This is a genomic window from Stenotrophomonas sp. 78350_Sma (assembly GCF_056482105.1).
Genome location: NZ_CM151182.1, coordinates 1,558,781 through 1,580,301, shown reverse-complemented (window position 1 = coordinate 1,580,301; position 21,521 = coordinate 1,558,781). Strand labels below are relative to the sequence as shown.

The 21,521-nt window shown below is 67.0% G+C and carries 15 protein-coding genes and 1 pseudogene; 11 read left to right on the top strand and 5 right to left on the bottom strand.

Features of this window, described 5'->3' with window-relative positions; genetic code table 11:
- The first annotated feature begins 186 nt into the window (after positions 1-186).
- Complete coding sequence (locus ACZK4H_RS07225) at positions 187-1,587, top strand: flavin-containing monooxygenase (protein ID WP_099603917.1); 1,401 nt, start codon at positions 187-189, stop codon at positions 1,585-1,587.
- Positions 1,588-1,625: 38 nt separating this feature from the next.
- Here ACZK4H_RS07225 and ACZK4H_RS07220 read toward each other — a convergent pair whose 3' ends face one another.
- The 3 genes from ACZK4H_RS07220 to ACZK4H_RS07210 all read right to left on the bottom strand — a co-directional run bounded on the left by ACZK4H_RS07220 (position 1,626) and on the right by ACZK4H_RS07210 (position 4,983).
- The gene (locus ACZK4H_RS07220) at positions 1,626-2,735 is read right to left on the bottom strand and encodes a polyamine ABC transporter substrate-binding protein (RefSeq protein ID WP_071228406.1); all 1,110 of its coding nucleotides are present in this window, start codon (positions 2,733-2,735) and stop codon (positions 1,626-1,628) included.
- A 92-nt stretch (positions 2,736-2,827) separates the two neighbouring features.
- Positions 2,828-4,225: a glutamine synthetase family protein gene (locus ACZK4H_RS07215; RefSeq protein WP_099555094.1), complete on the bottom strand. Its 1,398-nt coding sequence runs from the start codon at positions 4,223-4,225 to the stop codon at positions 2,828-2,830.
- Positions 4,222-4,983 (bottom strand): gamma-glutamyl-gamma-aminobutyrate hydrolase family protein, encoded by a 762-nt coding sequence (locus ACZK4H_RS07210; protein ID WP_099555096.1) that lies wholly within the window; start codon positions 4,981-4,983, stop codon positions 4,222-4,224. Before ACZK4H_RS07210 ends, ACZK4H_RS07215 begins: the two co-directional genes overlap by 4 nt.
- 161 nt (positions 4,984-5,144) lie before the next feature.
- Here ACZK4H_RS07210 and ACZK4H_RS07205 point away from each other — a divergent pair, with 161 nt between their 5' ends.
- From ACZK4H_RS07205 to ACZK4H_RS07185, 5 genes are all read left to right on the top strand, one after another.
- The gene (locus tag ACZK4H_RS07205) at positions 5,145-6,422 is read left to right on the top strand and encodes an NAD(P)/FAD-dependent oxidoreductase (RefSeq protein WP_099555098.1); all 1,278 of its coding nucleotides are present in this window, start codon (positions 5,145-5,147) and stop codon (positions 6,420-6,422) included.
- A 50-nt stretch (positions 6,423-6,472) separates the two neighbouring features.
- Positions 6,473-8,077: an MASE1 domain-containing protein gene (locus tag ACZK4H_RS07200; protein WP_099555100.1), complete on the top strand. Its 1,605-nt coding sequence runs from the start codon at positions 6,473-6,475 to the stop codon at positions 8,075-8,077.
- Positions 8,078-8,276: 199 nt separating this feature from the next.
- The gene (locus ACZK4H_RS07195) at positions 8,277-9,830 is read left to right on the top strand and encodes an MASE1 domain-containing protein (RefSeq protein ID WP_099555102.1); all 1,554 of its coding nucleotides are present in this window, start codon (positions 8,277-8,279) and stop codon (positions 9,828-9,830) included.
- 96 nt (positions 9,831-9,926) lie between these two features.
- The gene (locus ACZK4H_RS07190; protein ID WP_012510568.1) at positions 9,927-11,270 is read left to right on the top strand and encodes a diguanylate cyclase; all 1,344 of its coding nucleotides are present in this window, start codon (positions 9,927-9,929) and stop codon (positions 11,268-11,270) included.
- An 84-nt stretch (positions 11,271-11,354) separates the two neighbouring features.
- Positions 11,355-11,816 (top strand): bacteriohemerythrin, encoded by a 462-nt coding sequence (locus ACZK4H_RS07185; protein WP_004151683.1) that lies wholly within the window; start codon positions 11,355-11,357, stop codon positions 11,814-11,816.
- Here ACZK4H_RS07185 and ACZK4H_RS07180 read toward each other — a convergent pair.
- Positions 11,797-13,098 (bottom strand): MFS transporter, encoded by a 1,302-nt coding sequence (locus ACZK4H_RS07180; RefSeq protein WP_197577875.1) that lies wholly within the window; start codon positions 13,096-13,098, stop codon positions 11,797-11,799. The two genes, ACZK4H_RS07185 and ACZK4H_RS07180, sit on opposite strands and share 20 nt — an antisense overlap.
- Positions 13,099-13,245: 147 nt before the next feature.
- On the opposite strand from ACZK4H_RS07180, the pseudogene ACZK4H_RS07175 reads away from it, so the two are divergent.
- Positions 13,246-13,604: pseudogene (locus ACZK4H_RS07175) on the top strand (hypothetical protein).
- A gap of 85 nt (positions 13,605-13,689) precedes the next feature.
- Here the strand turns inward: ACZK4H_RS07175 and ACZK4H_RS07170 are convergent.
- Positions 13,690-15,186: an aldehyde dehydrogenase gene (locus ACZK4H_RS07170; protein ID WP_099552619.1), complete on the bottom strand. Its 1,497-nt coding sequence runs from the start codon at positions 15,184-15,186 to the stop codon at positions 13,690-13,692.
- Between the two features lie 103 nt (positions 15,187-15,289).
- On the opposite strand from ACZK4H_RS07170, the gene aptA reads away from it, so the two are divergent.
- The 4 genes from aptA (at position 15,290) to ACZK4H_RS07150 (ending at position 21,459) form a co-directional block, all read left to right on the top strand.
- Positions 15,290-16,642, top strand: coding sequence for an omega-aminotransferase AptA (gene aptA, locus ACZK4H_RS07165; protein WP_099552618.1), 1,353 nt, complete (start codon positions 15,290-15,292; stop codon positions 16,640-16,642).
- 63 nt (positions 16,643-16,705) lie between these two features.
- Positions 16,706-17,584, top strand: coding sequence for a ParB N-terminal domain-containing protein (locus tag ACZK4H_RS07160; protein ID WP_099552617.1), 879 nt, complete (start codon positions 16,706-16,708; stop codon positions 17,582-17,584).
- Positions 17,585-17,702: 118 nt separating this feature from the next.
- On the top strand, positions 17,703-18,989 hold the full coding sequence (locus tag ACZK4H_RS07155; protein WP_099552616.1) for a DUF445 domain-containing protein: 1,287 nt from the start codon (positions 17,703-17,705) through the stop codon (positions 18,987-18,989).
- Between the two features lie 271 nt (positions 18,990-19,260).
- Positions 19,261-21,459: a TonB-dependent siderophore receptor gene (locus ACZK4H_RS07150; protein WP_099552615.1), complete on the top strand. Its 2,199-nt coding sequence runs from the start codon at positions 19,261-19,263 to the stop codon at positions 21,457-21,459.
- Positions 21,460-21,521: the final 62 nt, after the last annotated feature.

The window sequence follows — 21,521 nt, the reverse complement described above, 5'->3', positions numbered from 1 at the left end:
CCAGCGGCCCGCTCCCGGGCCGGAAGGGGTGTCGGCTTTACCCCGCCATCAGGGCCCGTCCGCGCAGAAATCCGGGGCTGCCCGGTCGAGCCTACGGCGTCCCGGCCAGACACCACGGGCAACGACCCGATCTGCAACGTTTTTCGGAGCGGGATCTGTTGAAGGCCCCGGGGCATTCCCCGCGCAATGCCTCCGATCAAGGCCTTGCATGGACCCATCCCGTTGATTCCCCCCGTCAGCCCCTCCCCTCTCCCTTCCCGTCCGTCGTCATCCGTGCCCCCAGGGCTGCCGCTGGCCATCATCGGCGCCGGCCAGGCCGGGTTGTCCCTCAGCGCACTCCTGCAGGAGGCCGGCGTCGAGCATCGCGTGCTGGAGGCCGAAACCGTGGGTGCCAGCTGGCAGCGGCGCTGGGATTCGTTCCAGACCAACACCGCCAACGCGACCATGGCCCTGCACGGTCATGCCTATGCGGGCGATGACCCGGAAGGCTTCATGGGTGCCCCGGAGGTGATCCGCCGGCTCCGCGACTATGCCGACGAGCGCGTGTTGCCGATCAGCGAGGGGTGCGCGGTACATCGGGTCGCACCCGAGTGCGGCGGCTATGCCATCGACAGCAGCGAGGGGCTGATCCATGCCCGCGCGGTGGTGGTCGCGACCGGTGAGTACCGCCGTGCGCGGATGCCCCGGGTCCCCTTCGCGCCCGCGCCCGGCCTTGCCGTGCTGCACTCGGGCAACTACCGCAGTGCCCACCAGCTGCCCGATGGCGCAGTGCTGGTCATCGGTGGTGGGCAGTCCGGTGCGCAGATCGCCCAGGACCTGCGCGACAGCGGTCGCAGCGTGCACTGGTCACTGGCCCAGCGTCATTCGCATACCCGCCGGCTGCGCGGCAAGGACTCGATGACCTGGTGGGACATGGCCGGGCGCATCCACCAGCATGTGAGTGAAGCGGCCGCCGTACTGGCCGGACAACCGGATGCGCTGCGCAAGGCCCGCACCGCGGAGTTCCCGCTGATCTCCGGCAAGGGAAGTGCCGGCCTGGGCAGCTCGATCAGCCTGCTGGCGATGCATCGCGCAGGCATCAGGTTGCTGGGCCGGCTGCAGGAATTCAATGGAAACATCGCCCGCTTCGCCGATGTCCGCCCGCAGCTGCGCACCGCGATCGAGGCGACACGGACCGAATACGACTATCTCGATTCGCTGGCCAGCGCGTACTACGCCACGCGTCCCGAGCCACGCACCGACGATGCCCGCTACATTCCGGAGGAGGTCTATCTGCACTGGGAACCGGACGCATCCCCGCGCGAACTGGATCTGCAGGCCGCGGGCATCCGCTCGGTGGTGCTGGCCACCGGCTTCGTCGCCGAATGGCCCTGGCTCGACGTACCGGGCGCGCTGGATGCACATGGCTACCCGCTCGGCGAGTTCGGTGTTTCACCACAACCGGGGCTGTTCTTCATCGGCATGCACAACCTGCAGCGGATGAGTTCGTCATTCCTGTGCAACGGCGGTCGCGATGCACGCGACCTGCTGCCTGCCATCCTGCATCACCTTGGCCGGAGCGACAGGGCCGACTCCGACGCAGGGTAAGGCAGCCGCCGGGCATGGCCCGGCGCTACCCGGGCCGCTTACCGGCCGGTCTTCACCTCGGTCCACAGCCGGGTGTAGAGCTTGTCGGTCTCCGGCGTGTTGATCGAGTACGTGAACATCTTCTCGGCCACATCGGCCGGCGGGTAGATGGTCGGGTCGGTACGGATCGCCTCATCCACCAGCGGGGTCGCGGTCGGCACCGGGTTGGCGTAATGGATGAAGTTGGTGTTGGCCGCGGCAACCTTCGGCTGCAGCAGGTAGTTGATGAACGCGTACGCGGCTTCCGGATGCTTGGCGTCCTTCGGGATCGCCAGCATGTCGAACCACTGCGGTGCACCTTCCTTCGGGATCGAATAGGCCACGTGCACGCCATTGCTGGCTTCCTCGGCACGGTCACGGGCCTGGATGATGTCACCCGACCAGCCGACCACCAGGCAGGTACCGCCGTTGGCCAGCGAGCCCACGTACTGCGAGGAGTGGAAGTTCTGCACGTACGGGCGGATCGACTTCAGCAGGTCGGCCGCCTTCTGCAGCTCGGCCGGATCGCCGCTGTGCGGGTCCAGGCCCAGGTAGTGCAGCGCGATCGGGATCATGTCCGCCGGCGTGTCCAGGATGGTCACGCCGCAGTCCTTCATCTTGCTGATGTTCTCCGGCTTGAACACCAGGTCCCAGCTGTTGGCGATGTCGGTGCTGCCACCGAAACGCTGTTTCAGCATCTCCACGTTGTAGCCGATGCCGGTGGTGCCGATCATGTACGGCACGCCGTACTGGTTGCCAGGGTCCTGGGTGGCAATGCGCTTCATCACCGCCGGATCGAGATTGGCCAGGTTCGGAATCTTGCTCTTGTCCAGCGGCAGGAACACGCCGGCCTGGATCTGGCGGCCGAAGAAGTTCAGGGTCGGCACCACCACGTCGTAGCCGCTGTTGCCGGCCAGCAGCTTGGTCTCGACCATCTCATCGCTGTCGAACACATCGTAGGTCACCTTGATGCCGCTCTCCTTCTCGAAGGTCGGGATGGTGTCCTCGGCGATGTAATCGCTGTAGTTGTAGACGTTCAGGACCTGGCTGTCCTGCGCGCCGCCGTTGCCACCGCCACAGGCGGCAAGCATGGCGGAGGCCAGGCCGAGCGTGAGGATACGCAGCTTCATCGGGTGCTCCAGAATGCGGGAAGGGGGGCCGGCGGGAGCCGGCGACGGGTGCCAGCCTACCCCCCGGCGGCGGATTTTTCTATTCCAGATGCTCAGACGTTCAGCAGCAGGAACTCACGCTCCCACGAGCTGATGACACGGAAAAAGGTCTCGTATTCCTTGCGCTTCACCGAGATGTAGGCCCGGCAGAAGCGCTCGCCCAGCAGGGCCTGCAGCTCGCTGCACTGCTCCAGCCCGTCCAGCGCCTCGCCCAGCGAGCGCGGCAGGTTGTAGCCCAGTTCCTTGGCACTGCCGGTCACCGGCGCATCCGGTGCCAGCCGCTCGCGGATGCCCAGCAGGCCGCAGGCCAGGGTCGCCGCCATCGCCAGGTAGGGGTTGGCGTCGGAGCCGGCGAAACGGCTTTCCACGCGCATGTTCTCCGGCGTGTCCAGCGGCACGCGCAGCCCGCAGGTGCGGTTGTCATAGCCCCAGTGCACGTTGCTCGGCGAGACCTCGCCGAACACCAGTCGCCGATAGGAGTTCACGTTCGGCGCGAAGAAGGCCATCGCCTGCGGCACGTACTTCTGCAGGCCGCCCAGGTAGTGGCCGAACACCGGACTGAACTCGCCCTCGGCATCGGTCTCGCCAGCGAACACATTGCTGCCGTCGCTCACCCGCACCAGGCTCTGGTGGATGTGCATGGCGCTGCCCGGCTCGTTCTCCATCGGCTTGGCCAGGAACGTGGCATACACGCCGTGGCGCATCGCGGCCTCGCGCATGGTGCGCTTGAACAGGAACACCTGATCGGCCAGGTCCATCGCATCGGCGTGGGTGAAGTTGACCTCCAGCTGCGCCGCGCCGGATTCGTGGATCAACGTGTCCACGTCCAGCTTCATCGCATCGGCGTAGTCGTACATCAGGTCGAGGATCGGGTCGAATTCGTTGACCGCGTCGATCGAGTACGACTGCCGCGCGGTCTCCGGGCGCCCGGAGCGGCCGGCCGGTGGCAGCAGCGGGAAGTCCGGGTCGGTGTTCTTCTGCACCAGGAAGAACTCCAGCTCCGGCGCCACCACCGGGCGCAGGCCGAGCTCGGCGTAGGCCGCCAGCACGCGGCGCAGCACGTTGCGTGGCGCCAGCTCGTGCGGCTCGCCGTTCTTGGTGTAACAGTCGTGGATGACCTGCGCGGTGGCGTCGGCCGCCCACGGCACCATGCGCACCGTGTCCGGATCGGGGCGCAGCATCATGTCCGAGTCCGACGGCGAGGTCAGCTCGTAGTAGTCATCAGGGAACTCGCCGGTGACGGTGGTGGCGAAGATGCCTTCGGGCAGCCGCGTACCGTAGTCGTGCGAGAACTTGTCGGCGGGAATGATCTTGCCGCGCGCGTTGCCGGTGATGTCCGGCACCAGGCATTCGACCTCGGTGATGCGTCGCTCCTTCAGCCAGCGCAGCAAGCTGCTTTCCTGCGGTGCGGGGGGCGTGGCCGTCTTGCGCGGGCGCGTTCGGGAACTCATCGGGAATCCAGTCGGTTCTGTTGGTGCTGCCGGCAAGCTTGGCCGAACGCACGGAAAATAGCGTGATAGAACGGCGAATCCATGACACGCCACTCCGGGTGCCACTGTACGCCGAGCACGAAACGATGGCGTGTGCTGCGCGCCGCCTCGACCAGTCCATCATCGGCCACGGCCTCGACCTGCAGCCCGTGTGCCAGTCGATCGATGCCCTGCCCGTGAACCGAATTGACCTGTGCGCGATCACCACCCTGCCACTGCGCCAGCCAGCCATCCGCCGCCAGCGCGACCGCTTGGGCCGGCCCATACTGCACCTCAACCGGCGCCTGTGGGTCTTCACGATGATCCGACAGACCCGGCACCGCGTGAACCTGCGGATGCAGCGTGCCACCCAGCGCAACGTTCAGCTCCTGGAAGCCGCGGCAGATCGCCAGCACCGGCAGGTCCAACGCCAGCGCCTCGTGCAGCAGTGCGAAGGCGCTGGCATCACGGGCCGGATCATGCGGGTTCCCCGGCCAGCTGCGGCCACCTTCGTAGTGCTGCGGTTCGATGTTGCTGACCGCACCGGTCAGCAGCAGGCCATCGAGCCCGCGCAACCACTCCGCAGCCGGCAACGGCGGCTGCAGGCTGGGCAGGACCACCGGGGTTGCTTCGGCCGCCACCACCAGCGCGCGCACGTACTTCTCGCCGACCACCGCGAAACGATGATGGCCGAGTACGGTGCTGTCGGTGGGCAGGCCCACCCAGGGCAGGCGGCGCATGGGAAAACTCCTTGGCGTGCCGCCACGTTACCCGTCGCCCGGCGAATGCGGCAAGTCGTCGCCGTCACGCCACGGCCGTCGCGCATCGGCGAAACTAGACGCGTGAACGCTGATCGTCCTGCCCCGCACCGTCCTGCCGCCCTGTGCCCGCGAGGCCCGCAGTGAGCGCCGCCTTCCCGCCCAGCTGGTACGTGGCCAGCCTGCCCGAGCCACCCGCACTGCCTCCGTTGCAGGGTGATGTGCAGGCCGATGTCGCGGTGCTCGGCGCCGGCTATACCGGCCTTACTGCTGCCCTGGAACTGGCCGCGCGCGGCCAGCGCGTGGTGCTGCTGGAAGCGCAGCGGATCGGCTGGGGCGCCTCCGGCCGCAACGGCGGCCAGGCACTGGTCGGCTACGGCTGCGAGGTGGACGAACTGGAGCGTCAGCTGGGTCGCGACGATGCACGCCATCTGTTCGACTGGTCGCGCGACGCGGTGCAGGCGATGCGCACGCGCATCGATCGCCACCGCATCGACTGCCATTGGGTGGAAGGCCACGCCAGCGTCGCCATCCGTGAACGCCACGAGCGTGACCTGCAGGCCAACTGCGAGCACCTGCAACGCCATTACGATTACCCCATGCAGTGGTGGAGCCGAGACGCCCTGCGCGCGCAGCTGGACAGCCCGCGCTATCGAGCCGCGATGTTCGACCCGCTCAGCGCGCACCTGCACCCGCTGGCGTATGCACGTGGCCTGGCCGATGCGGCGCGCGCGGCGGGAGTGGTCATCCACGAGGATTCGCCCGTGGTGCGCATCCAGCGCGGAGCGCAGCCAACCCTGCACACTGCACAGGGTCGCGTGCACGCCGCGCATCTGGTGGTGGCCGGCAATGCCTGGCTGCAGGGCCTGCTGCCCGAGCTGGAGCGGCGGATCATGCCGGTGGGCACCTACATTGGTGCCAGTGAGCCACTGGGCGCCGAACGCGCCCGTGCCCTCATCGGCAACAACATGGCCGTGGCCGACACCGCCTGGGCACTGGACTACTTCCGCCTCAGCCACGACCACCGGCTGCTGTTCGGCGGCCGCGCCAGCTACTCGGCACTGCCCCCGCCCGGCCTGCGCGGGGTGATGCAGCGACGCATGCACGACGTCTTCCCGCAGCTGGCCGACGTGGTACTGGACCAGGTCTGGGGTGGCTACGTGGACATCACCCGCAACCGCGCCCCGCACTGGGGCCGGCTGGACGGCAACCTGTACTTCGCGCAGGGATTCTCGGGGCATGGCGTCGCTGCCGCCGGGTTGGCCGGCGAGGTGATCGCCGCCGCCATCGCCGGCCAGAGCGAGCGCCTGGACGTGTTCCAGCGCCTGCGCCATGCGCCCTTCCCCGGCGGCCGGCTGCTGCGCACGCCCCTGCTGGTGGCGGCGATGTCGTGGTACAAGCTGCGGGATGCGTTGTGGTAGCGGGACCCTTCCCAGCCACATAATCGGCGCAGGAGCTGGGGAGCACGTGGATGCAGTGGTGGAAGGACGGCCTGCAGGTGAGGATACGCGTCAGCCCCGAGGGGCTGGTGCTGGCGCTGCTCTATGCCTTCGCCTGCTGGGGCGCGCGCAAGCTGTCATTGGACCAGTTCTTCCTGCCTGCCGGCGTGCGGGTGGCCGCGCTGCTGCTGTGCCCGCCCCGTCTTTGGCCCTACCTGCTGATCGGTGAATACGCCTACTTCGCGCATCTGCGCATCCCCCTGATCAGCAAATACAACCTGACCTGGGTGATCCTCGCCTCGGTGTTCCTGATGCCTGCCGTGATGCTGATCGTGCGCCTGCACCGGAAGCTGCTGGCGCGCACCACGGTCGTCGGCGTGATCTCCATTGCGGTATGCGCCGCCACGGTCATCAGCCTGCTCAACCTGGGGATCTCGTACCTGATCTGGGAACCGTTGCATGAAGAGACATTTCTCACCAACGTGCTGCGCTATGCGCTGGGCGACTTCACCGGCATCCTGATCCTGGCGCCTCTGGCACTGCTGTGGATCCGCCGCGCCGAAGAAAAATGGACAACCCGGTCTGTAGTGGCCACGGTCGCAGCACTTGGCACCATGCTGGTCATTGGCCTGCAGGCAACGCCGGTACCTGCCTCGATCACGGCCCCTGGCTCGCTGCAGCTGTTGCTGATCCTGCCTATTCCCGCGATCGCCCTGACCTGCCTGCTGGGATGGCGCGGTGCGGCCATCGGTGTCGCCGCCGTGAACATGATCCTTGGCCTGAGCGCCCCGGCCGACCATCCGACGGCATTCGACCCGGCCACTTTCGCCACCCAGCAGGCCATGGCCGTCGCCAGCATCGCCCTGCTGCTGCTGGGCGCGCGCATCACCCACTTCCAGAGCCAGCACCGGTTGCGCGAGGAAGATGGCAAAGCGGCCCTTCAGCTTGCCCGCAATTCGCACCTGGCCGGCGAGATGGACCTGCGTGAACGGGCGGCTCACCTGCGCCAGCTGGGCGATGGCATGGACCTGTCCCTGAACGAGATGGTGAACTGGCTGCATGCCCAGGGTCATCACGCCGTGGCCGACAGCCTGCGGCATACCTCGGAGGTGCATTCACGCTTGTTCCGGGCCCAGGCCAGCATGATCTATCCCGCCGCCCTGGAACAACTGGGCCTGTACGTGGCGTTGCAGGCAGGCGGGGTGCGCGAGGCGTGGAATGCTACGCATCGAATCGGCCAGCCGAGGTTGACGGGTGACCCCTGCGCGCTCGGGGTCGGCCTGCAGCTTGCTGCCTATCGACTCGTGGTCGATGCGGTCTCGCTTCTACTGAAATGCGAGGCTGGGCAGATCTCAGTCAGTATCCGCTGCGGAAGTTCCATCCGGAAGCGTGGTGCCTTCATCTGCGTGGCTCTTCTGGACCGCCACGAATCACTGGGAAGCAGGGCGAAGGAACTGGCGAACGAGCAGCTGCTGGGCCGGGTCCTCGCACACGCGGGCCACATGGACGTGAGTGGCAACAGGCTCAGGATGGTGTTGACCGAAGCACGGGATGCTCCCCGCCAGGCAGGCGCTACTGAAGCGTTGAGGGAAAGCACACGTTCCATTGACCCAGGCGCCCCCCGGGCCGCGATCTGACTTTCCCGATGAAAGGAGATGCAGATCACTACTCGAAAGTAATCCCTGGTCGATGCCGAACCCACCCCGTCAGGATCTGGCGCCGGCGTGCAATTGCGCCCCCATGCTTCTATCGATACTGTCCATCCAATGGCGCGTCATGGCGCGTTCAAGCAACCCGCACGGCCGCTGCCATGTCACGAGCAAGGGAGGCTCGGGTTTGGACCGATTCAAAAAGGCAGTTGAACTGAGCTTCCGTATCCGGCCAGCCGGAATCGCACTCGCGGCCGTCTATGCGCTGGGCTGCCTCGGCTCGCGTCAGTTCTCGCTGGATCAGTTCTTCCTGCCGGCGGGCATCCGCGCAGCGGCACTGCTGATCGTCCCGACCCGCCTGTGGCCCTACCTGCTGCTGGGCGAGTACGCGTACTTCGCAACGCTGCGCATCCCCATGATCGACACCTATGGCCTGGATTGGGTCATCCTGGCTTCGACGCTGCTGATGCCGATGGCGATGCTGGTGGTCTACCTGCATCGGTTGAGAATGCCGTCCGAAGCAGCCACCGGTCTCTGGCTGCTGTCGCTGTCCTTCTGCACGGCCCTGTTCGTCCCGGGTCTCAACCTGGGCATTTCATATGTCCTATGGTCGAACCCACCACCCAGCAATCTGCTGGACGCGGCCGACCGGACGATCTTTGGTCACTTCGCCGCCATCATCACCCTGGTGCCGTTGGCATTCCTCTGGTCGCGACGGCAGGCCGATCCCGGTTGGACCGACCGTTTCGTCGCCCCTACCGCATCGGCGATCCTCGTGATGCTGGTGTTGGGCCTGTGCATGCAGTTGACAAGCGCCGGCGCCCACACGACGCGGACGCACATGGTGCTGCTGGCCGCCCTGCCCGCCATCGCCCTGACCTTCATGCACGGGTGGCGTGGCGCAGCCATCGCGATTCCGTTGTTGAACCTCCCCCTGCACGGTGCAACGCCCAGCACCGGCCTGCCGTCCTCATTCGACCTGGGCACGTTCGCCACCCAACAGAACATGGCGGTGATGAGTGTCGCACTGCTGGCACTCGGTTCCAGCATCAGCTATCACCATCAGCGCGCCCGGTCCCGCGGCCTGGCCGAGGCAACCACGCTGCGCCTGGCACGCGGCTCGCATCAGACCAGCGAGCGCGAGCTGCGTGAACGGGCCGTCCACCTGAAGCACCTGGGCGAGGGCATGGACAGTTCGCTCAGCGAGATGGTCAGCTGGCTGAAGTCCCAAGGCCACCATGCGGTCGCAAACAGCCTGCAGCACGCGTCGTCGGTACATTCACGGCTGTTCCGTGAACAGGCCAGCCTGGTCTATCCCACTGGACTGGAGCAGGTCGGGCTCTACATCGCGCTGCAAGCCGGCGGTGCATGCGAAATCTGGAACAACACGCATCGCGTCATTCCGCCCCGGCTGGCGGGCAATCCCTGCCTGCTGACCGTGGATCTGCAACTGGCCATCTATCGCTCGCTGATCGAGGCGGTTTCACTTCTGCTGGAACTGGAGACCGGGCAGGTCTGCGTGCGCGCCCGAAGCGGCCGGGCAGGCAAACGTCGCGGCATTGTTGCTGTGGTGAGCCTGCTCGACCGTGGTTGCACGCTGTCCACGCGCACTACCCACCAGGCCGTCGAGCGCCTGGCCGGGCGGATGCTTGCCTACGGCGGAACGGTCCACTGCCGCGGCAATCGGCTGCGGCTGGTCCTGCATGAACCAATCACCCACGCGTCGCCCGCGGTGGCCTGACACGCAATCCCACCCGGCCAGTGGCGTTCGCAGCTAAAGTTGCAGCCGAAACCGCCGCTATCCGTGCCGAGCCCCTCCCTCGTGAGCCACCGCATCATGCCCGTCCTGCCGCAGGCCGCCGTCGATGGCGACCTGGCCGATCCGCTGCCGCAGCGGATCCTGCTGGTCGAAAACTCCCGTGCCTTCACCGGCATGCTGCGCGAGGCCATCGAACAGCGCCTGGAGCTGCCGGTGGTGATCGCCTCCACCCTGGCCGAGGCCGACCGCCTGCTGAGCGAAGGTGGCGGCTGGTTCCTGGTACTGACCGGACTGGTCCTGGCCGATGGCGACCGCGACGCGGTGGTCGAGTTCTTCCTCAAGCGCGATCTGCCCACCGTGGTGGTCAGCGGCGTCTACGACGAGGACCTGCGCAAGCGCGTGCTGCAGCAGCAGATCATCGACTACGTGCTGAAGAACACGCCCGGCAGCATCGATTACCTGGTGTGGCTGGTGCAGCGGCTGGAGCGCAACCGGCGCATCGCCGCGCTGGTGGTGGACGACTCACCGTCCGCGCGCGGTTATGCCGCAGCCTTGCTGCGCATGTATGGGCACGAGGTACATGAGGCGGCCGATGGCAATGAGGGCCTGGCTGCGATCGAAGCGCATCCTGCGATCCGCCTGGCGGTGGTCGACCAGGAGATGCCGGGCATGCAGGGCGTGGAGTTCACCCGGCGCCTGCGCACCCTGCGCTCGCGCGACAAGGTGGCGGTGATCGGCATCTCCGGCAATACTGATGCGTCGTTGATCCCGCGCTTCCTGAAGAATGGCGCCAACGATTTCCTGCGCAAGCCGTTCTCGCGCGAGGAATTCTTCTGCCGTGTCTCGCAGAATGTGGACCAGCTGGAGCTGATCGGCACCCTGCAGGACCTGGCCACCCGTGACTTCCTCACTGGCCTGCCCAACCGCCGCTGCTTCCTGGAGCAGAGCCAGCGCCAGCTGCCGCAGCTGCAGCTGCATGGCCAGTGCGTGGCGGTGGCGATGATCGACATCGACCACTTCAAGCACATCAATGACACCCATGGTCATGAAGCCGGCGACGATGCACTGCGGGCGGTGGCCGGCGCGGTGGCCGCACACGCGCGCAGCCAGGACCTGATCGCACGCTTCGGCGGCGAGGAGTTCTGCCTTCTGGTGCCGGACATGGAGCAGGACGAGGCGCTGCTGTACTTCGAGGAACTGCGCCAGCGCATCGCCGCGCTGGAGGTCGACATCGGTACCGCGACTCTGCGCATGACCGTCAGCATCGGCCTGTGCTGCCTGCGCCCGCAGCGCGATGCACTGCACCGGCTGATCTCCGAGGCCGACCGCCAGCTGTACCTGGCCAAGGCCGGTGGCCGCAACCGGGTCAGCTGCACCACGGTGGCCAGCCCGCTGCGCCCACGCGAGCCTGCCCTGCCCTGACCGCGGCGCCTTGATCCAGATCAACGCCATCGAGGGGTGGCGGTCCTACAGTCGGCCCCGACATACGCATGAAGGGGAGCCGGGATGGCACTACTGGTCTGGCAGGACGATCTGAACATCGGCATCGATGTGATCGACCAACAACACCGCCGCATCATCGAGATGCTCAACCACCTGCACGTGGCCCAGGCCAGCATGCAGCGTGCTGCGGTGGGTGAAGTGATCGACGAGGTGGTGGACTACACCATGTCGCACTTCGCGTTCGAGGAAGAGTTGATGGAGGAAGCGGGCTACCCGTTCTGTGCGGCGCACAAGCGCGTGCATGAGGTCTTCATCAAGCGGGTATCGGAGTACCGCATGCGCTTCCAGGCCGGAGAGGACATCAGCGACGAACTTCGCACCATGCTCTCGCGCTGGCTGTTCAACCACATCCGCGGCGACGACCAGGCCTATGCCGAGCAGGTCAAGGCGCACCTGAACCAGTTCGCCCGCGAACACCAGGGCGGTGGCTGGCTGGGTCGCACGCTCAAGCGCTTCTTTGGTTGAGCCTCAGCGCGCGCCGGTGCAGTGCGACCAGCGCGCACAGGGTCGCCACCGCGGTCAGGCACAGGTAGTAGCCGACCGCGACCAGGCCGAAGCGTTCGGCCAGCCAGGTCGCCAGGTACGGGGCCGGTGCCGCACCGAGGATGCCGGCCAGGTTGAATGACAGCGATGCACCGGTGTAGCGCACCTCCACCGGGTAGATCTCGGCCAGGAAGGTGCCGCAGGGGCCGTAGGTCAGGCCCATCAGGAACAGGCCCAGGCACAGGAAGGCGGTGACCAGCCATGGGCTGTGCGGCTGGAACAACGGCGCGAACAGAACGCCGAAGCCGACGATCAGCACGCTGGCGACGATCATGGTGCGACGCGTGCCCCAGCGGTCGCCATAGCGTGCCGACAGCGGGATGCCCAGTGCGAAGAACAACATGCCGACCATCTGCATCAGCAGGAACTGCTCGCGGCTGTAGCCCAGCACCGCAGTGCCGTGGCCAAGGCTGAACACCGTCATCAGGTAGAACAGCACGAAGGTGGCGAACGCGCCCAGGGTGCCCAGCAGCATCGGCACCGGATGGTCACGCAGCACCGTCCACATCGGCAGCCGCACTGGCGCCTTGCGCTCCAGCGCCTTCTTGAAGTCGGGCGTCTCGTGGATGTTCAGCCGCACCCACAGTCCCAGACCCACCAGCAGCGCGCTGGCCACGAACGGAATGCGCCAGCCCCACTGCAGGAAGTCGTCCTGGCTCAGGCAGCGGCCCAGCACCAGGAAGATGCCGGCCGACAGCAGGAAACCGATGGGCGCGCCCAGCTGCGGGAACATGCCGTACCAGGCGCGCTTGCCCGGTGGGGCGTTCTCGGTGGCCAGCAGCACCGCCCCCCCCCATTCGCCACCCAGCCCCAGCCCCTGGCCGAAGCGGCACAGCGCCAGCAGCGCCGGTGCCCACAGGCCAATCTGAGCGTGGGTAGGCAGCAAACCGATCAATACCGTGGACAGGCCCATGGTCAGCAACGCGGCGACCAGGGTGGCCTTGCGGCCGATGCGGTCGCCGAAATGACCAAACACCGCCGAGCCGACCGGCCGGGCGATGAACGCCACCGCGAAGGTCGCCAGTGACTGCAGCAGGGCCGCCTGCTCGCTGCTGTCCGGGAAGAACAGATGCGGGAACACCAGCACGGCGGCCGTGGCGTAGATGTAGAAATCGAAGAATTCGATGGTGGTGCCGATCAGGCTGGCCAGCAGGACACGACGGGGGGAATTCACGGGTGGCGCGGCAGCAGCGATCGTCGACATCGGCAGGACGGATAACGGTAGATCGGCCGATTCTGCCACGTGACGGTGGCCACACGGGGCGATGGTTTCAGCCGACACCGATGCCAACGGAATTTTTCTGGTCACCCGCCAGGCTGCGCCACCGGTCCCTGCATGGATGCTTTGCCGATGGCTGCAGTTGCGTTGTCGTGGTCCGATTCGCCGAAGCTGCCGCGCATGGCGGCGTGGCTGGTGGTGCTGCTGGTACATGGCCTGATGGCGCTGTGGTTGTCGGGCAGTGGCCGGGTCGTGCGATGCATCCCGCGTTCGCACCGCGCCGCAACTACTTCCGCATCCGCCGGCAGATGACCCCGGAGCAGATCGTGCATGGCGTGGCGCAGCTGCTGGGGCTGTGGCCGCCGGGGTACATCGTCGACCCGTGCGAACTGGGTAGACAGGACATGGATTATTTCCAGAATGCCGTCGATGAAGCCGACCGGGATATGCTGCGTGCGGCGGTGCTGCAGGTGAGCGCACGCTGCAGGTAGCTCGACGGCTGTCTGCCTTCTAGCGAAAACAGCCGAGCATGGCTCGGCGCCACAAAGAGCGAATGGCCGTCCAGCAAGCGCGTCGTTACAACTGGATCCAGGTGGCCTTGATCTCGCTGTATTTGTCGAACGCGTGCAACGATTTGTCGCGCCCGTTGCCGGACTGCTTGTAACCACCGAACGGGGCGGTCATGTCACCACCGTCCCAGCCGTTCACCCAGACGCTGCCGGCGCGCAGCTGGCGTGCGACACGATGGGCGCGACCCAGATCACGTGTCCACAGGCCCGCCGCCAACCCATAGCGGCTGTCATTGGCCACGCGCACCGCTTCGGCCTCGTCGTCGAAACCAAGCACGGCCAGGACCGGCCCGAACACTTCCTCGCGTGCCAACGCGTGGTCCGGACGCACCCGGTCGAACACCGTGGGCTGCACGTAGCAGCCGCCGGCCTCCACCTCGGCCCGATGGCCGCCGAGCAGCAGGCGGGCGCCGTCGCTTTCGGCCCGTGCGATATCGGCCAGCACCTTGTCCACGTGCGCGGCATCCACCAGCGCGCCCATCGGTGCATCGGCGTCCAGTGGATGCCTGGGCTGCATGTGCTGGCCATAGGCAATCACCTGGTGCACGAAGTCCTCACGGATCGAACGCTGTACCAGCAGCCGCGAACCGGCGGTGCAGACTTCGCCCTGGTTGAAGAAGATGCCCTGCGCCACGGCCTTGGCCGCTGCGTCCAGGTCCGGGGCGTCGGCAAACACCACGTGCGGGCTTTTGCCACCGCATTCCAGCCAGACCCGCTTGAGGTTGGACCGACCCGCATGCTCCAGCAGCTTCGCGCCGGTGGCGGTGGAACCGGTAAAGGCCAGCACGTCCACATCCATGTGCAGCGCCAAGGGCTCGCCCACGCGCGCGCCATGACCGGGCAGCACGTTCAGCACCCCGTCCGGCAGGCCTGCCTCGGCCGCCAGCGCCGCCAGCCGCAGCGCGGTCAGGGGCGATCGCTCCGAGGGCTTGAGGACCACCGAATTGCCCATCGCCAGTGCCGGCGCGATCTTCCAGCAGGCCATCAGCAGCGGGAAGTTCCACGGCACGATTGCGGCCACCACGCCGGCCGCTTCCCGCGTGACCAGGCCCAGCTCGTGCGGCCCGGTGGGTGCGATCTCGCCGTACAGCTTGTCCACCGCTTCGGCGGTCCAGGCCAGGCAGCGCACCACGCCAGGCAGGTCGATGCGGCGTGCATCGCGTACTGGCTTGCCCATGTCCAGGGTTTCCAGCAGGGCCAGCTCGTCGGCGTATTTTTCCACCAGCCCCGCCAGCGCCAACAGCACGCGCTTGCGATGGGCCGGGCTGGCCTGCGACCAATGGCCCACATCGAAGGCACGCCGTGCCGCCCGCACCGCGCGCTCCACGTCCTGTGCATCGCAGTCGGCGACCGCCCCCAGCACGCGGCCATCAATCGGGCTGATGCAGTCGAAGCGGGCGCCGCTGGCAGCGTCGGTGTAGCGGCCATCAATGAATGCCTGTCCGGGCATCGAAAGCTGCTGGGCCAGTGCCTGCCAGTGGCTGCGGTCGGGAAAGTCGGCCATGTCGGGCTCCTCGGAACAGTTTCCCCGGTTATACCGGCGTGGCCGCGACTCCGCCGTGACGTGGCTGCGCTACATTCTCCCCATCGGACCTGATGGAGCTGGCATGAAGCGTCCCGCGAGCGACCTGCACGATCTGGCTACCCAACGCCCGCAGTCACTGGAGGCGTACTGGATGCCGTTCACCGCCAACCGCCAGTACAAGGCAGCGCCGCGTGTACTGGTGCGTGCCGAGGGCATGCACTACGAGGATGCCGACGGCCGCCAGATCCTCGATGGCACGGCCGGCCTGTGGTGCTGCAACGCCGGCCACGCGCGTCCCCGCATCGTGGAAGCCATCGTCGAGCAGGCGCGCACGCTCGACTACTCGCCGGCCTTCCAGATGGGCTCGCCGCCCGCATTCGTGCTGGCGCAGCGGCTGGCCGCATTGGCACCAACGCCACTGAACCATGTGTTCTTCACCAGCTCCGGCTCGGAAGCGGTGGATACCGCGATGAAGATCGTGCTGGCCTACCACCGCCAGCGCGGCGAGGGCCAGCGCACGCGCTTCATCAGCCGCGAGAAGGCCTACCACGGCGTCGGCTTCGGCGGCATGGCACTAGGCGGCTTGCCCAACAACCGCAGGGCGTTCGGCCTGCAGCTGGGCGGCGTGGACTACCTGCGCCACACCCTGGACCTGCAGCGCAATGCGTTCAGCAAGGGCCTGCCGCGCCAGGGCGCTGAACTGGCCGACGACCTGGAGCGGCTGATCGCGCTGCATGACGCCTCGACCATCGCGGCGGTCTTCGTCGAGCCCATCGCTGGGTCCGCCGGGGTGATCCTGCCGGCGCCGGGCTACCTGCAGCGCCTGCGCGAGCTGTGCGATCACCACGGCATCCTGCTGGTGTTCGATGAGGTCATCACCGGCTTCGGCCGGGTTGGCATGCCCTTCGCCGCGCAGCGCTTCGGGGTCACCCCGGACCTGCTGACGTTCGCCAAGGCGGTCAGCAACGGTGCGGTGCCGCTGGGCGGCGTGCTGGCCAGCGACGCCGTGCACGCCGCGCTGATGCAGGCGCCACCGCAGGCCATCGAGCTGTTCCACGGCTATACGTGCTCTGGCCACCCGCTGGCCTGTGCGGCCGCGCTGGCCACGCTGGAGGTCTACGCCGAGGAGCGCCTGTTCGAGCGGGCCATCGAACTGGGCGAATACTGGCAGGAACGGCTGCATGCGCTGCAGGGCCTGCCCAACGTGATCGACATCCGCAACTTCGGGCTGGTCGGCGCCATCGAACTGGCACCACGTCGCGATACCCCAGGCAGCCGCGGCTACGAGGTATTCCGGCGCTGCTTCCACGACGGCGGGCTGCTGGTGCGCTGTACCGGCGACATCATCGCGCTGTCGCCGCCGCTGATCGTGGACAAGGCGCAGATCGACCAGATCACCGGCACGCTGGGCGAGATGATCCGGGCCACCGCCTGAGCCCGGGCCGGCGGCGGCGAGCGGGTACAATGGGCGGTTCCGCTCCTGCTCGCTGCCGTGCCCATGGATATCGTCGTCAAAGAAGAACTCAAGGCCTATATCGACCCGCTGACCGCGGACGAACATGACGCGCTGGAGCGCAGCATCCTTGCCGAAGGCTGCCGCGATGCACTGGTGCTGTGGGGCGACGTACTGGTCGATGGCCATAACCGCTTCGGTATCTGCCAGAAGCACGGCCTGCCCTTCAACACCGTGCAGAACACCCGCTTCCAGAGCATGGAAGACGTGCACCTGTGGATGATCGAGCAGCACCTGGGCCGCCGCAGCGTATCCGACTTCCAGCGCGGCGTGCTGGCGCTGCGCAAGCGCGACATCCTGGCCGCCCGCAAGCAGGTCGAGCAGGCCCAGCTGCAGCGCGAGAGCGATGGCACGGCCGAGATGGCTGATGAGGCTGGTGAAGACGGCCCGCCGTGGGAGCCGGCACCGAAGGTCAGCCGCGCCGAACTGGCCCGCGAAGCCAAGCTGAGCACCAGCCAGGTCGGCATGATCGAACGCATCCATGCCCAGGCCGCGGCCGAGGTGGTGGAAGCGGTGAAGGCCGGCATGATCTCGATCAGCGCCGCCGCGGCCGTGGCCGACCTGCCCGAAGAAGAACAGCGCGCCGCCGCCGCCGGTGGCAAGGACGAGCTGAAGCAGGCCGCCAAGCGCGTGCGCGAGTCCAAGCGCAAGCCGCGCGCGCCGAAGCCTGAACCGGCCGAGATGGATTTCGAGGAAGCGGATGAGGACGAGATCGCCAGCCGCGATGCCGAAGTGCTGTCGGCACTGGAACAACTGGGCGAGGATGCACCGGCGCTGCGCCGTCGCGTGGTCGCCCTGACCCGCGAGAACGACACCCTGCGCGCGCAGCTGGCCGCGCTGCGCAAGCAGCTCGAAGCGCTCTGAACCAACGGGTAGTGCCGGCCGCTGGCCGGCAACCCCATGAACGTTCCGGGTGCGTTGAGGATGCCGGCCAGCGGCCGGCACTACCAGATGCTCATGCCGTGCCGGTTAGACTTCCCGCATGACGTCTGCCATCGATCCGCGCCGCGCTCAGCTGCGGCGCCTGAAAGCCCTCGCGCTGGGCCTGCTGCTGTTGATGCTGGCCGGTTTCGCGGTCAGCCACTGGCAGGGCGAGCGCGGCATCTGGGCCTGGGTTTCGGCTTTCTGCGAAGCCGCGGCCGTGGGCGCGCTGGCCGACTGGTTCGCCGTGGTCGCGCTGTTCCGGCGGCCGATGGGCCTGCCGATTCCGCACACCGCGATCATCCCGCGCAGCAAGGAGCGCATCGGCGACAGCCTGGCGCTGTTCGTGCGCGACCAGTTCCTGGAGCCGGGCGTGCTGCTGGCCAAGCTGCAGGTATTCGATCCGGCCAGCCGCCTTGGCAGCTGGCTGGCCGACCCGGCACGCTCGCGCATGCTGGCCGACATGGCCCGCGGCTGGGCGCTGCAGGCGCTGGATTTCTTCGACGAAACCGCCGTGCGCCGGCAACTGCACGGCTTCGTGGTACAGCAGCTGCGGCAGTGGAATGCAGCTGCCACTGCCGGTGAACTGCTGGCCCTGCTGACCGCCGATGGTCGCCATCAACGCGTGCTGGACGAGGGCCTGCAACGGCTGGGCCGCTGGCTGGAGCAGCCTGAGGTGAAAGAACGCGCCTCGCAGCTGATCGTGCGCTACATCCAGCGCGAATGGCCGACGCTGTCGAGCACGGTGAACTGGGTCAAGCCGATCGATGAGATCGGCGACAGCCTGGCCGAACGCCTGGCCCGCGCGGTGCTGGAAGAGCTGCAGCAGGTGCTGGCCGAGCCGCAGCACCCGCTGCGCCAGGACTACGAGACCTGGTTGCAGAACTACGTGCAGCGCCTGCGCGAGGATCCGGCGCTGGCCGAGCGCATCGAGCAGCTCAAGCAGGAAATGATCGACCACCCGGCCCTGCAGGAGTACGTGCAGGGGCTGTGGGCGCGCATCCACGCCAGCCTGCGAGCGGACCTGCAGCGCGAGGATTCGGCGCTGGTCGGCCACCTGCAGCGCAGCCTGGGTTCGCTCGGTGCCAGCCTGCAGGCCGACCCGGCGCTGCGCGAGGCACTGAACCAGCATCTGATGGAAGGTGCGCAGCGCCTGACCGGGCGCCTGCGCGAAGGCGTGACCACGCATATCGCGCAGACTGTGAAGGGCTGGGACGAGCGGCACCTGGTCGAACAGCTGGAACTGAGCGTGGGCCGTGACCTGCAGTTCATCCGCTTCAACGGCACCCTGGTCGGCGGGCTGATCGGCCTGCTGCTGCACGCTGCGACGGTCCTTTTCCGCTTCTGAAGCCTCCCTGCACGGGAGCGGGCGCCGTCACGCTTGATTAACGAAATGCGAATGCCTATCATTTGCTAATCGGTTGTACGCTTAGCCAAGCGGGGCACGGAAGCACGCACCCACCCGCCCCTTCGCCCGTGTACATCCCCCGACTACCGGGTCACCCGCATTGCGCGGGTGGCGCACCGTCGATGGGACTCGCTGGGCGACGTGCGCGGAGCGCACGGCTGCTGCGTCCGCGCATTCCATCGCCTGTTTCGTCCTGCATGGAATCGCACCGATGGCAATGCCGCTGAACCTCCCTCGTCCCTCTCTGCTGGCCCTGGCCGTGACCGCACTGATGATCGCTCCGCTGGCACACGCCGACGGCACCGCCGAATCTTCCGCGCGCACGCTGGACACCGTAAAGGTGACCGCCGATGGCGAGATCCCGAACAGCTACACGGTAAAGAACGCGCGCAGCGCGACCAGGCTGGACCTGTCGTTGCGCGAGACGCCGCAGTCGGTGACGGTCATCACCCGCCAGCGCCTGGACGACATGGGCCTGTTCTCGCTGTCGGACGTGATGGGCCAGGTGACTGGCGTCAGCGTGTCGGTCACCGACAGCGAGCGCATCAACTATGTCTCGCGCGGCTACACCATCGACAATTTCCAGATCGACGGCATGCTCAACACGTTCGGTGGCTCGGTCAAGACCAATACCGACAACGTGATCTACGATCGCATCGAGGTGATCCGTGGCGCCACTGGCCTGACCACCGGCGCCGGCGATCCCTCCGGCACCATCAGCATGATCCGCAAGCGCCCCACCGATACCTTCCAGATGGGCGCCAACCTCACCGTGGGACGCTGGGGCAACCGCCGCCTGGAAGCCGACCTCGGTGGTCCGGTTGCCTGGGACGGACGCATCCGTGCGCGCGTGGTCGCGGCCAAGCAGCAGAGCGATTCGTTCCGTGATGTCTATTCGCTCGACAAGGATGTGTTCTACGGCATCGTGCAGGCCGACCTGAGCGACAACACGCTGTTCGAAGTGGGCTACGAATACCAGTCGCCCCGTACCACCGGCGTGACCTGGGGCGTGGTGCCGTACTGGGGTGCCGATGGCGCGCCAGCCAACCTGCCACGCTCGACCAACCTGTCGGCCTCGTGGAGCGCCTGGCCGATCGTGGAGAAGACCAGCTTCGCGCGGCTGGAGCAGCAGCTCGGCAACGGCTGGTCGGTGAAGGGCAATATCAGCCACGCCGTGCGTGATACCGACGGCAGCGTCTGGTACGGCGCAGCCGGCAATCCGCGTGCCGATGGAACCGGCGTCACCGCCTACATCTCGCACTTCAACGAGCACAGTACGATGGACGTGTTCGACGTCAACGTCGGTGGCCCGTTCCAGCTGTTCGGTCGCGAGCATGAACTGGTGTTCGGCCTGGGCCAGTCGGTGCGCAAGGGCGAGTCGGAAGGCATGGACTTCGACTACGACGATGCTTATGCCATGGTGCCGGACTGGCGCCACTGGACCGGCAATGTGCCGGTGCTTCCGGTAACCCGGCTGGGTAGGCTGTCGTCGCAGAATGAACTGCGCCAGCGCGCAGCCTACGTTGCCGCGCGCCTGCGCCTGGCCGACCCGCTGCTGGCGGTGGTCGGCGCGCGCTACGGCAGCTGGGAAACCCGCAGCTGGGCTTATGGCTACGATGCCAATGGCAACCGCAACCGCACCACCCGCACCGGCTACAGGCCGGACGACATGCTCACCCCGTATGCCGGCCTGGTCTACGACTTCAATTCGATCTTCAGCGGCTATGTCAGCTACACCGACATCTTCAAGCCGCAGAACTACCGCGACCGCAATGGCAACTACCTGGAGCCGGTGGTTGGCAACATGTACGAAGCGGGCGTCAAGGCCGAGTTCTTCGGCGGCCTGCTCAATGCCTCGGCCGCCGTATTCGAGGGCAAGCAGGACAACGTCGCCGAGATCGATGATTCGGTGCCGGTGAACTCGCTGCCCGATGGCAGCCAGGCCTACCGCTCCACCGGCAAGGGCAACAAGGTCAAGGGCTGGGAGATCGAAACCCAGGGCAGCATCGGCGAGCAGTGGAACGTCTCGGCCGGTTTCGCCCATACCGTCATCCGCAACAAGGACGGCGTCCTGCAGCGGACCACCGCCCCACAGGACACCTTCCGGCTCAACAGCAGCTGGCGCCCCGGCGGTATCGACGGTCGCTTCTGGCTGGGTGGTGGCGTGACCTGGCAGAGCAGCATCTGGAACAACAGCACCAAGGCCGATCGCAGCAAGGCCAGGATCACCCAGGACGCGTTCTACCTGGTCAACCTCGCCGGCGGCTACCGCTTCAACGAGAACTTCAGCGCCCAGCTGAACATCAACAACCTGCTGGACAAGAAGTATTTCAACAACGTCGGTTTCTACAACGGCGTGTACTGGGGCGAACCACGCAATGTCACCGTGACGCTGCGCTGGAAGCTCTGACCCTGATGGATGGCACCGGTTCTGCGACCAGTGCCAGGCCAGGGATGGCCTCCTCCGGCGCA